At 67.0% G+C, this 12,828-nt stretch carries 9 protein-coding genes and 1 pseudogene; 1 reads left to right on the forward strand and 9 read right to left on the reverse strand.

Annotation, left to right across the window (positions count from 1 at the left end; translation table 11 throughout):
- Positions 1-991 precede the first annotated feature (991 nt).
- The 9 genes and pseudogenes from ABZ281_RS01855 to ABZ281_RS01895 form a co-directional block, all read right to left on the reverse strand.
- A complete protein-coding gene (locus ABZ281_RS01855; RefSeq protein ID WP_356651064.1) occupies positions 992-2,230 on the reverse strand; it encodes a glycoside hydrolase family 5 protein in 1,239 nt (412 codons plus the stop codon).
- 242 nt (positions 2,231-2,472) lie between these two features.
- A complete protein-coding gene (locus ABZ281_RS01860) occupies positions 2,473-3,357 on the reverse strand; it encodes an alpha/beta hydrolase (protein WP_356651066.1) in 885 nt (294 codons plus the stop codon).
- Between the two features lie 521 nt (positions 3,358-3,878).
- The gene (locus ABZ281_RS01865; protein ID WP_356651068.1) at positions 3,879-4,880 is read right to left on the reverse strand and encodes a PaaX family transcriptional regulator C-terminal domain-containing protein; all 1,002 of its coding nucleotides are present in this window, start codon (positions 4,878-4,880) and stop codon (positions 3,879-3,881) included.
- Positions 4,881-5,374: 494 nt separating this feature from the next.
- Positions 5,375-5,707 (reverse strand): annotated as a pseudogene (locus ABZ281_RS01870) (IS110 family transposase); the annotation flags it as partial.
- A 233-nt stretch (positions 5,708-5,940) separates the two neighbouring features.
- The gene (locus tag ABZ281_RS01875; RefSeq protein WP_356651070.1) at positions 5,941-6,903 is read right to left on the reverse strand and encodes a PmoA family protein; all 963 of its coding nucleotides are present in this window, start codon (positions 6,901-6,903) and stop codon (positions 5,941-5,943) included.
- On the reverse strand, positions 6,900-8,015 hold the full coding sequence (locus ABZ281_RS01880) for a Gfo/Idh/MocA family oxidoreductase (protein WP_356651072.1): 1,116 nt from the start codon (positions 8,013-8,015) through the stop codon (positions 6,900-6,902). The genes ABZ281_RS01875 and ABZ281_RS01880 overlap by 4 nt, the downstream gene beginning before the upstream one ends.
- 87 nt (positions 8,016-8,102) lie before the next feature.
- Complete coding sequence (locus ABZ281_RS01885) at positions 8,103-9,407, reverse strand: sugar ABC transporter substrate-binding protein (RefSeq protein WP_356651074.1); 1,305 nt, start codon at positions 9,405-9,407, stop codon at positions 8,103-8,105.
- A 103-nt stretch (positions 9,408-9,510) separates the two neighbouring features.
- Positions 9,511-10,407: a carbohydrate ABC transporter permease gene (locus tag ABZ281_RS01890; protein ID WP_356651076.1), complete on the reverse strand. Its 897-nt coding sequence runs from the start codon at positions 10,405-10,407 to the stop codon at positions 9,511-9,513.
- Positions 10,400-11,320 (reverse strand): sugar ABC transporter permease, encoded by a 921-nt coding sequence (locus ABZ281_RS01895; protein ID WP_356651078.1) that lies wholly within the window; start codon positions 11,318-11,320, stop codon positions 10,400-10,402. Before ABZ281_RS01895 ends, ABZ281_RS01890 begins: the two co-directional genes overlap by 8 nt.
- Before the next feature lie 230 nt (positions 11,321-11,550).
- Between ABZ281_RS01895 and ABZ281_RS01900 the strand changes: the two genes are divergently transcribed.
- The gene (locus tag ABZ281_RS01900; protein WP_356651080.1) at positions 11,551-12,540 is read left to right on the forward strand and encodes a LacI family DNA-binding transcriptional regulator; all 990 of its coding nucleotides are present in this window, start codon (positions 11,551-11,553) and stop codon (positions 12,538-12,540) included.
- The last annotated feature ends 288 nt before the right edge of the window (positions 12,541-12,828 follow it).

Raw genomic sequence — 12,828 nt, forward strand, 5'->3', positions numbered from 1 at the left:
TTCGTGTAGCCGCGTGCGATCCCAGCCGATGCGCCTTCCTCGGAGTGGCAACAACTGAGGCTGGAGTGCTTACGAGTGGCACGTGTCGAAGGGGGCGGCCTTGGCGTGCCAGGGCGCTCCTCCAGGTCGTGACTGTGAGCGATCACAGAGCTGTTGCGACGGAAGTGCGCAATCACATCACGACGAACTTGAGGTGCATCACGCAGCTTCTCGATCGGGCACCAAGCTGTCAACCATTGCTCACCAATCCATGGAAGAAGCAGTGCGATCCTGTGGCTCGGGGGCTCGCCGTGCCTCGGCCGTGAGCTGTCCGATATGGCGGGGGACAGCCCAGTTCAGGTGCCCCTTTCAGGAGGAGTGCGGCGCTGAGGACGGGGCCGCGCACGGGACCTCTCGTTGGCTCGCACCCGCACACACTCGAACAGAGAGAGCCAACAGAATGCTTGACGGGCTATCAATGAATCTTCCTCCCCTCCTCGCCTCTGACCACCTCGACGAACTACTCGGACGCCGGCGCCCCGGACTCGGCCGGTTACACGGCGCGCGCGGCGGTGAACGGCATCGAGCAGGCGCCGGATGTCCCGGCGCCGGCGGCGAAGGCGGGCACGCCGAGCCTGTCGAGGAGGTGCCGGACGGTGGGCCGAAGTCGCTGCGGCGGGGTGCCACCCGTGGTGTGTGGTTCCGGTTGGGCTGGGTCGGCCGGAGATGGTCCCGTTCCTCCTCGGTCAGGCGCAGTCTGAAAGACCGCAGAAGCTCCTTGAGCTCGGCGCGCCGGTCAGTCCGGCAGACACCTCGTCGTCGGTCGCTCCATGTGAAGACATCGCTGTCGTCCGTTTGCCGAACGTGCTCCCAGATGCGGAGCAGGGTAGCTTTTCCGGCTGGTCGGCGCGCAGTTGACGGAATGGCACACCGTGTGGCATGGCCACCCTGCCCAACTGCGCGCCCGCGAGGTATGCAGAGGTACGTACCCGTCGCCGAGATTCGGGTCCTGCTACGTGCCGGACGGAAGGCCGGAGCCGGCAACACTGCCGCTGACGCCGGTCATGATGGCGTTGATGATGCCCTGCTGGGTGACCGTGAGGGAGCGCCGGTTGAACAGCCCGAACCCGTACCGATCGGTTGCGCCGTTGTCCCAGTAGACGGTGGCCGCGCCGTATTTCTTGGCCGTGGCCACGACGGCCCGTGCGAAGTCCGCGCGATACCTGTTGTTCGACGAATCGAACGATGACTTGTCGATGGCACCGTATTCGCCCACCACTACCGGATACCCCTTCGTGACGAACACATCGCGCATCATCTTGAGTTGCGCGTCGAGATAGTCCTCCTGTCCCCAGGTCGACGTCCTTGATGGGTTGGTCGCTGCTCGACCCCATTGCGTGATGGTGCCGCTTTCCTCTCCGGCGAAGTCCCAGGGGCTGTAGTGATGAACGGAGATCATGATCCGTCGCTCATTCGCGGGAACGGAGGGGGAGCGGTACTGGTCGGACGGAAGCGCGAAGCCGTAGTTCCCCGCGGTGTAATCGATGTTCGTGTTCCAGCCGGCCACGAGCAGCCACCTCGAACTGTTGTTTCCGCCCGTTTTCCGCACGGTGTCCACGAAGATCTGGTTGTAGCTGTTGATGTTCGAGTAGCACGGTTGGGTCGGGCGGCCGTACTGCCCGTCGAACTCCTCGTTCATGGACTCCAGGATCAGGCGCTGGTCGTAGTTCTTGAACCTGTTCGCGATCTGCTGCCAAGCTTTCTCGTACTTGGCCTTGATCGTCGCCTGGGAAGGTGAATCGCAGATCAGCCAGGAGCCGTTGACGCTCTTGTACCCGTCGCCGTGCATGTTGATCAGCACATGCAGACCCCTGTTGTAGGCATAGTTGACGACTTCCTGGACTCTGTTCAGCCAGGAGGCGTTGATCGTGTAATTCGGGCCGGGCCCTATGTATCCCAGGTAGGAGACAGGGATCCTGATCGTCTTGAACCCTGCCGCCCTCACTTTGTCGATGAGGGCCTGTGTCACCGTCGGCTGGCCCCACGCTGTTTCGCTGGGGTATCCGTTGGTCGTGGCTTCGAGTTGGTTCCCCAGATTCCATCCCGCGCCCATGTCGGCCACGATCTGTGAAGCGCTCGACTGTGCCGCGGTGTCGGCCGATGCCTGCGGCGCCGTGCCGTACACCGATGCGGCAACTGCCAACAGGACGGCAAGGAAAATGACTCTGATCTTCCCTGCTAGTGAAGCCATGAGCTTTCCTCTCTTGCGTCCTTGAGGGCGTCGGACCCCCAAGTGGATCTATTTGTACGAGTGGGAGCGGCCGGAGCCGCCGGCTGTTCGGGCGGTGCCGTCCACGCCGGCCTGGAAACGAGCACAGTCGATTGCGCAGCGGCTGACCTCACGGGCGTCCGTGGGCGGCCACGAACCCTGCACCGCCCGGATGCGCGGCGATCACGGCAGCCGCGCGCACCCGGGCCGTTCGTGGTTGCTCCTCAGCTCAGGGCGGATTCCCAGGTGGTCGTGCTGGAGGTGGCGTCGGCGTGAAGGTGGTCGCGGGCCGCGGTGTCGCCGCACAGACTCCACCGCATCCAGTCCACGAACGTGTTGACGGTCCGGGAGTCGCCGAAGTAGTTGCTGTGGCCGGCGCCGCGGAAGGTGAGGAACGCCTTGGCGGCGGGCAGTTCCCGGTACGCCTGGCGGGCGGAGGAGATCGGGCACGTTCCGTCCCGGTCGCCGTGCGTGAACAGGACCTTGGCGCGGACCGCCGGGCTCGGGTTGCCCATGTCCACGCAGGACATGGGGATCGCGGCGGTGATCCGTGTGTCCGGCCAGGCGGTCAGCAGGCCGTGGGTGGTCATGCCGCCCATCGAGTGGCCGGAGACGCCGACCCCGACCGCCGTGTTGATGTGGCCGGCCAGCGGGTCGCCGGCCGTGTTGAGGGCGAGGGTCCGGGTGATGACTTCGGAGACGTCCTTGGACTGGTTGCCGTTGTAGACGTCTTGGCCGCTGAGGTTGGCGAAGTGGGGGGCGGGGACGATGAAGCCGGCCTCGGCCAGGGGGCGGATGATCGCCAGGGACTTCTGCGGGCTGCTGCTGAAGCCGTGCATGAACTCGCAGACCGGGAAGACGCCCTGGGCGACGGGGGCGCTGGTGACCGGGGAGCCACCGGGAGTGCCCGTGGCGGGGTAGTAGACGTAGGTGGTCCACCGGCGGCTGCCGCGGCTCCAGGCGTACTGACGTACTCCGACCGCGAACCGCTGGGTCGGAGCGCCGGCGCTCGCGGTGGCACCTGCGTGTCCCGTGCCGAGCAGGGACATGCCTACGCCCGCGGCTCCGGCTGCGCTCAGGGTGAGGAAACTACGCCGTTGCATGGTCATGAGGACTCCGGGTGTGGGGGTGTGCGGAGCGCTGCTCGGTCAGGTGCCGGGAAGAGGCGTCGGTGATGCCGCGGCGGTGAGACTGACCTAGGTGGTGGGGGAGTAGTCGTGGGGGTGGTCAGGTCGGCGAATCGCGCACGGTGGAGGACGTTCCGGCCCTGTCCGTGGTGGTCATCGGCGTGGTGTGGCCTTGCCGGCAGAGACGCGGCGAGCCGCTGAACACCGGCCGAACCGTGACTCGTTGAGGGAGCAGCCCCTTCGCGCCCGCCCGCCTATCTGACGGCGAGGTGTTGATTCTGCGGAAACGGCGCAGGGGTGCCTCTCCTCCCACTCGTCTGTGCTGCGCCTCTGGGAGCGTTCCCACATGTCTTGCAACAGGTACATTCCCGATCGGGTGCCGATCTGTCAATCATTGGCGCTCAACTCTGTTGTCTTCGACGCGCATTCGACAGATCGCAGGCGCAGAGGGCACGGTGTGACGTCTTCGAGGCCCGCCCGATCACACTCGCGGCGGCCCGCCGTCAGCCGTGGCCGATACCCGCACTCATGCCGGCGATCGTATGGGCCCTGATGTCGGGGTGCGGTCCCTGCGCGAATGAGGTCACCACGGAGCGGACGTGGTCCTGGGCCGGCTGGAGCAGACCGTCGTACACCGCGACGCAGACTTCCCGCGCCCGCGACCGGGGCCAGCCGGGCGGCAGGAGCCCGACGGGGAGCAGGGGGTCCAGAATGGGGAAGTGCCGGTAGGCGTGCATGACCTCGGTCCGTGCGCGCACCGCGGCGGCACCGGTGACGCGGTCGGCGCTGATGTGCGCAAGCAAGCCGCTCCAACGGTCGATGAAAGCCCGGTAGTGCTCGGCGATGCCGGGCAGGTCCCACGCCTGGACCGGGTTGCGGTCGACCTCCGTGTCCAGTTCCTCCTGCCGCGCGCGGAACACGGTCACCGCTCCCCGCGCCAGGTCGGCCACCTCGATCCGCCCCTTGGGGGTCAGGGGGTGCGGCGACACCCAGAGCGCGTCGTACAGCGGCGCGAATCCGCGCCAGCGCAGCGCGGTGCGCAGTGCGCGCCGCCGCGTGCTCTCCTGTTCCGGGACGGAGAAGGCGATCAGTGTCCACCGACCGTCCCACGAGTCGGGTTGGGTGGTGAAGGTGGCGATCGAGCTGGCGCCGCTCCACAGGTCGACGGCGGCCTGCGACGTCAGCCGGTAGGAGCTGTACCGCCCTTGCCGGCTGCTCTCCAGCACCCCACGGCGCATCAGCCTGCTGATCGTCGTACGGGCGGCGCCCGCGGTCACGTGGAACTCGCCGAGCAATGCCACGATCGCCGCCGACGGCAACCACGCCCGGACGGGGAACGTGTAGTCGGCGATCAATGTCACCGTGAGTCCCTGCGGCGAGACGTTGCTTTGCCAGCCGGGCGATCGCACGGGGCCGACGGCGCCGTCACCCTCGTCGGAGAAGATCTCCTCGAGGTGGGACAGGTTCGGCAAGGTGGGCTCCGGCGCGGTGGACAAGGTCGCCATCACTGTAACGGTTGTGAAATCGCCGGGTGTAGCTCCGCCGCGATTGCTCCACCAGGCGGGATCTCCGCGCGCAGGTGAAGGCGCCCCGGCAGTGCCCAGGTGTGTTACACCGCTGCACTTGGAGGGTGACGGCAGCGAGAACAGTCATCCTTGGCACCGTGCTTGCGGGGGACGCGGCGCGTTGGGCGATGTGGGCGTTCGTCATCGTCAGCGCCGGGTCGGGCAAGAACGAGGTGCTGGCCGTCGCCCTTCGTGACGACTCGTCACTACGACGAAGTGGAGGCGGCCCGGACAGTATCGACCCGGTGCAACGTCATCGAGGTTATGGAACTACTTGGGGCCACGCGCGTACACGAGGATGCACTCCACGACGGCTGCAGCTCCACAAGTGAGAGACGGCGGCAGTCCGCGACCAGTTCGGCAGCGATGGCCGCGAGCGTCCCGTGACGCTGGATCAAGGCTTGGGCCAGGTGGTCCAGGATGCACGGGCGGTGCAGGCCGCGAGAGGCGACGGCCAGCTCCGGGGCGAGTTCGTGCAGAAACCAGCGCAGCTTGTTGCCGATTGCGGTGCGCTGGGCCACCGGGCGCCGTTGGTAGACCAACAGCTTGAAATCCCGACTCGGGCCGTCCAGGCATGCCTTGGGCAGATCGGGCTCGCGCGGAGCGACCCGGGCCACCGCCTCGGCATCGATCGGGTCGGACTTCCCGCGCTCCCGGGCTGAGCGTCGTGCGCCGGCCATCAGCGGGGTGTGTACGCGCACCACTGCGTGCCCGCAGTCGAGCAGGTCGGCCTCGCACCGGCGGGTCATGTGGCGGCAGTCCTCGACGAGCCGGTGCCTGTGGCATCAACGGGCGAAAGGTGACGTAGGCGGGGGCCGTCCTGCGTTCGAGCGGACAATCAGGGCCGACATCATGCTCGTACGTGTCTGGTACTTCCTCGCTGCCGTTCGCAGGCACCTGCGTCTACGGCGATCGCAGCAGCCAGGGTGGCGAGGAAGGCGTGCACTCCTGGGTGAGCGAGGAGTGCACGCCAGGGCTTTACATAGCGAGCAGGGTCGGCTCACTCCGTCGCGAAGCGGCCCGAAGCGGATTCTCCGGCACGTGCGGACGGCGTATCCGACCGCGTGAGCGCCCGTCGTACCGCGTCGGCGAGTGCGGGAGCCGCGTCGGCGTCGGCGTCGGCGATCCCGACGCCGTAGCGGAACCGCACGGTCGCGCCGTTCTCGACGGTCAGTTCCTCGCTGAAGAACGGTGCCGGGTTGAGACAGGCGAACTCCTCGGTCCGGGCGAACCACTGCGGAGGGTGACTCGGGTTGGCGGCGTCGTCGACCACGAGCACGAGCGACTGCGCGTCCGTCTCGTCGTGGCGGCCCGCGAAGCCCATCCACTCCATGCGCCGCCCACGGACCTCGTCGCCACCCATGCCTTCCTCGGTCACGAACTGTCCGCCGGTGAATGACCGCGGGCCGCGCCAGAACAGGCCGCCGTAGCCGGCGTTCTCCCGTCCCTTGGTGGTCGGCGATCCCATGGCGACGTCCGTTCCGGAGACATTCGTCATCCGCGTCTCGAACGTCAACGCCCAAGCGTGCGGGGAGATCAGGCTCGCTCGCAGCGTCCTGCGTTCGGTGAAGAAGAGCGTGCCGGACTGGGTGGTCCAGTCCAGGTCGTGAGTGAACGTCGCCGTTCCGTCGGCCCTGTCCAGGGCAACGACCCGGCGGTGGGCCTGGGTTCCGTTGTTCTGCAGCTGGACGTAGAAGCGTCCGTGGATGTACGTGGGACCGCCCCAGAAGTTCTCCTCGCCGACGTGGGGCAGGGACCAGGCGATGCCCTTGTGCCACACGTGGTCGTGGGGACGGAACAGACTGACCACCTTGCCGGCCCGGGTGCGCAGGGGATGGATGTAGGGCTTGGGGGATTCCAGCTGGACGGTGTCAGGCTGGTACACGTAGCGGAACAGCTCGGTGCCGCCGTCGCGGACCGTGACCGAGGTGCCGAGGTCGTGGCGGATCTCAAGAGCGTTCATACGAGGGCCTCCTTGACCGGTTCCCACGGCACGGCGCCGCCGTCCATGCTTTCCGCGAACGGGTCGTCGTCGGTCAGTTCGCCCGCGGCGATGCGGACACCGCGGAAGGCCGAGGCGTACGTCGCCGCCGCGAACTCCAGCGTGCGACGCGCGTCCAGCAGGCAGACGCCGGGTTCCTCACCGGCCTCCCAGGCATCGAACACGGCCTCGATCTGGAGCCGGTGGCCGCTCGTGATGTCCGGCTCGTCACCATTGGTCCAGAGGTCCGAGAGCTCCTCGTGGCCGGGGGCCGGCGTGAACCGCCAGTGTTCCTCGCGGTAGCCGTAGAGGTGCTCGAGTTCGACCGTGGCGTACTCGAAGTCGAAGCGCAGGCGCGAGGTCTCCCGGGAGGACAACAGGGAGTTGACCACCGTCGCGAGGGCTCCGTTGTCGAACCGGACGGCGGCGATCGAGACGTCCTCGGTGTCCGTGGGCCGGGTCTGGCGGTCGGCGAGTGCGGTGATCTGCGACCAGGGGCCGAGAACCGACAGCATCAGGTCGAACTGATGGATGCCGTGTCCCATGGTCGGGCCGCCTCCCTCGACGTCCCAGCGCCCCCGCCACGGCACCTCGAAGTACGCGTCGGGCCGGTACCAGAGGGTCTCGCAGGTGGCGACCAGCGGCCGGCCCAGTGCGCCGGCCCGGGCCAGCCGGCGCAGGCGTACCGCCGCCGCGCCGTAGCGGTGCTGGAAGACGGTCAGAACCTTGGAGCCGGTCTGCTCCTGCACCGTGGCCAGTTGGTCCATCTCGCGCAGGCTCAGTGCCGTCGGCTTCTCCACCAAGGCGGTGACGCCGGCCTGCATCACCATGGATGCCAGCGGTACGTGGGTATGCGGGGGCGTACAGATGTGTACGAGATCGAGGTCTTCGCTCTCCAGCAGAGCCTGCGGGTCGTTGAAGACGTGCGGTACGGAGAATCGGTCGGCGAACTCGGCGGCGCGGCTGGGGTCGAGGTCGGCGACGGCGACCAGCCGGGCACGTTCGGAGAGTTCGGTGAGGGCTTCGGCATGAGCGTGGGCGATACCGCCGGTGCCGATGATGGCCACGCGGTACGGCGGCCGGGGGCTGGGCATGAGTGTTTTCTCTCTCTTGGTTGCTGCCCCACTTCCCGTGGGGCCTCCCGGGGGCCGTGGGCAGCGACGACGGCCCCCGGAAGGAGGTCACTTGGCGGCGTCGATCTCGCCCTGCAGCTCCTTGATGAAGGCTTTCGCGGCGGCTTCGGGCGAGGTCTTCTTGAAGTAGACCTCCTGGCTGTAGCGCTGCAGCTCCGGTTCGATGCCGCTTCCTCCGTTGGGTGTCACGACCGGCGACTCACCCGGGGTCACGGCGTTCATGTAGTCGGCTGCCGCCTTGTCGGTCCCGGCCAGAGTCGGCTGGAGGTGCTTCAGCATCTCCTTGTTGGCGGGGATTCCGCGCTCCGTCTTCAGGATGTCGGCGCCCTTGGGGTCGTTGAGCATGAAGTTGATGAACGCGGCAGCCTCGGCCGGGTGCGCGCTCTGGCTCGAGACCGCCCAGTACATGGAGGGCTTGAAGAAGTTCGCCTTGGTGTCGCCGACACGAGGCATCTGCAGCAGTTGCACATGGGCGCCCGCGGCCTGCTGGATTGCGGTGATCTGGGTGTTGTACGCCCCCATCATGGCCGCCTTGCCGGTGGCGAAGCTGCCGGCCGTGACACCCGCGGTCAGGTCCTCGACCATCGTCGACGTATTGACGCTGGCCCCGGAGGAGAGCAGGTCCAGACCGTACTTCCACATGCCGGCGAGCGTCTCGGGCTTCAGCGAGACGTTGCCGTCCTTGTCGAAGAGGTTTTCACCGTGCTGACGAGCCCAGTACTTGACATCGCCGGCGGAGAAGCCGGGCGCGCCGGCCGCACCGTGGATCTTGCCGTGGCTCTTGTCGGTGAGCTGCTTCCCGATCTTGGCGTAGTCGTCCCACGTCCACGTCTTGTCGTCGGGGACCTTCACTCCGTACTTCTTGAACAGGTCGGTGTTCACGAGGATGGACATGACGCCGACGCCGACGGGAAGCGCGTACTGTGTTCCGTCGATCTGTCCGGTGGCCAGGGCCTGGTCGTCGAACTGCGAGGTGCTGAGGAGCTTCTTGGCCTTGCCGAGGTCGTACAGCGCTCCGCGGTCGGCGTACGAGGCGAGATACAGCTCGTCCATCTGGACGACGTCGGGCGAGTCCTTGGCAGCGGTCGTCGTGGCGAGCGCGTCCCAGTAGCCGTTCCAGTCCTTGTACTGGCCCTTGACCTTGATGTTGGGGTACTTCTTCTCGAACGCCTTGATGACCTCGTCGGTGAGCTTGGCGCGGGCGTCCGCTCCCCACCAGGTGGCGCGGATGGTGACCGGCTTGTCGCCGAGCTTGGGAGCGGACCCGGTGCTGCTGCCGGAGCAGGCGGTCAGTGCGAGCGAGAGTGAGACCACCGCTCCGATCGCGACGCGTCTGAAGGGGCTGGGGTTCATGTGCTTGTCCTGTTCCTGAAGGGTGGGTCGGGTTGATGCCCTGCGGTGCTCCCGAACGGCCATGACTCGGTCGCCTCCGCGTGTCCGGCAGTAGCCCCCGCGGTTACTTGCCGCCGGTGGTCGCGATGCCTCGCAGCAGGAAGCGTTGCCCTGCGAGGAAGACGAGGAAGACAGGAACGAGCGACACGACACTCATGGCGAACACCGAGCCCCAGTCCGTCGCGGTCTGCTGGTCGACGAAGGTGCGCAGCGCGAGGGGCGTGGTGTACATGTCCGGGTCGGTCAGGTAAATGAGCTGGGTGTAGAAGTCGTTCCAGGTCCAGATGAAGGTGAAGATCGCCGTGGTCGCCAGAGCCGGGACCATCAGCGGCAGGATGAGAGAGAAGAAGATCCGCGCGTGCCCGGCGCCGTCGATCCGTGCGGCCTCGTCGATCTCGCGCGGGATGCCCCGGATGAACTGCACCATGAGGAAGATGAAGAAGGCGTCGGTCGCCAGGAACTTCGGCACGATCAGGGGCAGGAACGTGTTGACCCAGCCGAGCTCCGAGTACAGGACGTACTGGGGCACGATGATCACGTGGATCGGCAGCATGATGGTGACGAGCATGATGGCGAACCACACGCGCTTCGCCTTGAACTCGAGCCGGGCGAACGCGTACGCGGCCAGGGAGCAGGCGAGTAGGTTCCCGAGTATCGCGCCGGTCACGACGATCGCCGAGTTGATCATGTAGTGACTGAACGGTTGGGAGAAGGCGTTCCAGCCGTTGGTGTAGTTCTCGAAGTGCGGGTGCGCCAGGGCGAGTCCCGCGCTGCGGAAGATCTGGCTGTTGGGACGCAGCGAGCTGACGGCCATCCACAGGACGGGGTACAGCATCGTCAGGGCGCAGAGGGCCAACAGGCAGTGCTTGAGAGGGACGCGCACGGCGCGCCTGACCCGGCGTATCGCGTGAGGGCGGGGGGCGGGCAGCGAGCGGGGTACGGCTTCGGTGCGGTCAGTCATCGTAGAACACCCAGTACTTTGAGGCCCAGAAGTTGACGGCGGTGAAGGCCGCGACGATGAGGAGCAGGACCCACGCGAGCGCGGACGCGTACCCCATGTCGAAGTGGCCGAACCCGCGCTGGTACAGGTACAGCGAGAAGAAGAGGGTGGAGTCGGCGGGCCCTCCGGTACCGCCGGAGACCACGAAGGCCTGGGTGAAGGTCTGGAAGGCGTGGATGATCTGCAGCACCAGGTTGAAGAAGATGATGGGTGTCAGCAGCGGAATGGTGATGCTGCGGAACTGGCGCCAGCGCTTCGCGCCGTCGACGGAGGCCGCCTCGTAGAGGGAGGTCGGAATCTGACGCAGCCCGGCGAGGAAGATCACCATGGGTGAGCCGAAGGTCCAGACGTTCAGGACGACGAGGGTCGACAGCGCCGTTCCCGGCTCCGAGATCCAGCCCTGCCCCTGGACACCGACGAGGGCCAGGGCCTCGTTGACAAGGCCGTTGGTCCCGAACATGGCGCGCCACAGCACGGCGATCGCCACGCTGCCGCCGATCAGTGACGGCAGATAGAAGACGGAGCGGTAGAAGGCAAGACCCCGTACTCCCTTGTCCAGCACCAGGGCGAGCCCCAGGGCCATCGCCAGCTGCAACGGGACGGAGACGAGGACGTAGCTGAACGTCACTTCGAGCGACTTGTGCAGACGCTCGTCGTCGAGCATGCGAGTCCAGTTGTCGAGTCCGCTGAACTGCGGCGGCTGCAACAGGTTGTACTTGGTGAAGCTGAGGTACAGCGAGGCCAGCATCGGGCCGAGAGTGATCCCGAAGAGCCCGACGAACCAGGGCAGTAGGAAGAAGAACGCCGCCTTGTTCTGCTGTCGCGCGCCCCGTTGGGACCCGCGCAGCCGGCGTAGTTCGTTGATGGAGCTCACGGCACTGCTCCCTTGAGCGGCGGCATCGACACACAATGGTGCGGGCCCGTCCCGGGCCACGCGTCACCCGAAAAGTGATCGTTCACTCTTTGGGTTGCGAGGACCATAGTGAACGATCACTTTTTACGTCAAGAGTGTGTAGTCTCTGACTTCACCGAACGTGGACGGAAGGGTGGGGGAAGCGGATGGATGGCGCTGACACGGCGCGACGACGGCCTACGATCACCGATGTGGCGCGGCTCGCCGGTGTGTCACCCCAGACGGTGTCGCGGTATCTGCGGTTCAACGGCGGGCTGAAGCCCGCGACTCTGGAACGCGTGGAGAAGGCCATACGGGAACTGGACTACCGTCCCAACCTGGTGGCGCGGTCGATGCGCACGCGAAAGACCGGCCGGCTGGCGATCCTCATGCCCGCCATGGCCTTCAACCCCTCACGCATGCTGGCGGGTGCCAGCGCGACGGCGCAGGCCGCAGGGTTTTTCGTGGATGTCGTGAGCGCCGGGGGCGGCGTACGCGCGAGGAGCGACCGTCTGCTGGAGCTCGCCGATTCGGGACAGTACGAGGGCATCCTCTCCCTCGCCCCCGTGCTTCCCGCCGTGGAGAGCAAACTGCACCAGAGGACGGCCGTGGTGATCTCGGCCGACTTCGACGACGAGATGCGCGGCATCGGGCAGCTGGCTGACGCCACGCCCCTGGTGCGGATGATCGAGCACTTGGCGGCGCTCGGTCACTCCCGGTTCCTCCATGTGGCGGGCGACGCGCAGTTCGCCTCCGCGAGGGCACGCAAGCAGAGCTATCTGGACACCGTCGAACGCCTCGGGGTCGAGTCCGTCGGGGTCTTCGACGGAGACTGGTCGGGAGAGTCCGGCATCGAAGCGATACGGTCGCTCCCGAGCCATGCACGGCCGACCGCGGTGATCGCGGCCAACGACCTCGTCGCCGCCGGCGTCGTCCGGGGCGCCCGGGAGCGCGGCTGGGACGTGCCCGGAGACCTCAGCGTGACTGGTTGGGACAACGCCGGGGTCGGTCAGTTCATGACCCCGTCCCTGACCACCGTCGACGTGGAGCTCGAACAACTGGGCAGTACGGCCATGGCCAAGCTGATCGCGGGTCTGAGGGACAGCGCGCCCGAGATGACCGAGGGCTCACTGTTCCGGATCGTCTGGCGGGAGTCGACGGCCGAGCCGCCCGCGGCAGGGCGTCTCAGCCGCGGGCGGTGACCAGCGCCGCTGCCGGGGTGGGCGCTGAGTAGGCGGACCGTGTCCGTCCCCTGTGCCCGCACCGCCCATCCGACCCTGCCTTCCGGTGCGGGCCGAACCGGCCGTGCACGCCGTACTCTCAGGTGCGCATGGTCCTCAGTTCGCGTAGACGTCAAGCCGGCCGCACATTCCGAACTTTCCTCGGGCGGCGGGCTGTTCGGAACTCACGGCGGCATCTGTGAGGTGGGGGAACTCTCCCCGCTCCAGGCGGCGTACCAGCTCGCGCGTCCTGGCGTCCTGATCGCCGCC

Source organism: Streptomyces sp. NPDC006265 (genome assembly GCF_040613555.1).
GTDB lineage: Bacteria > Actinomycetota > Actinomycetes > Streptomycetales > Streptomycetaceae > Streptomyces.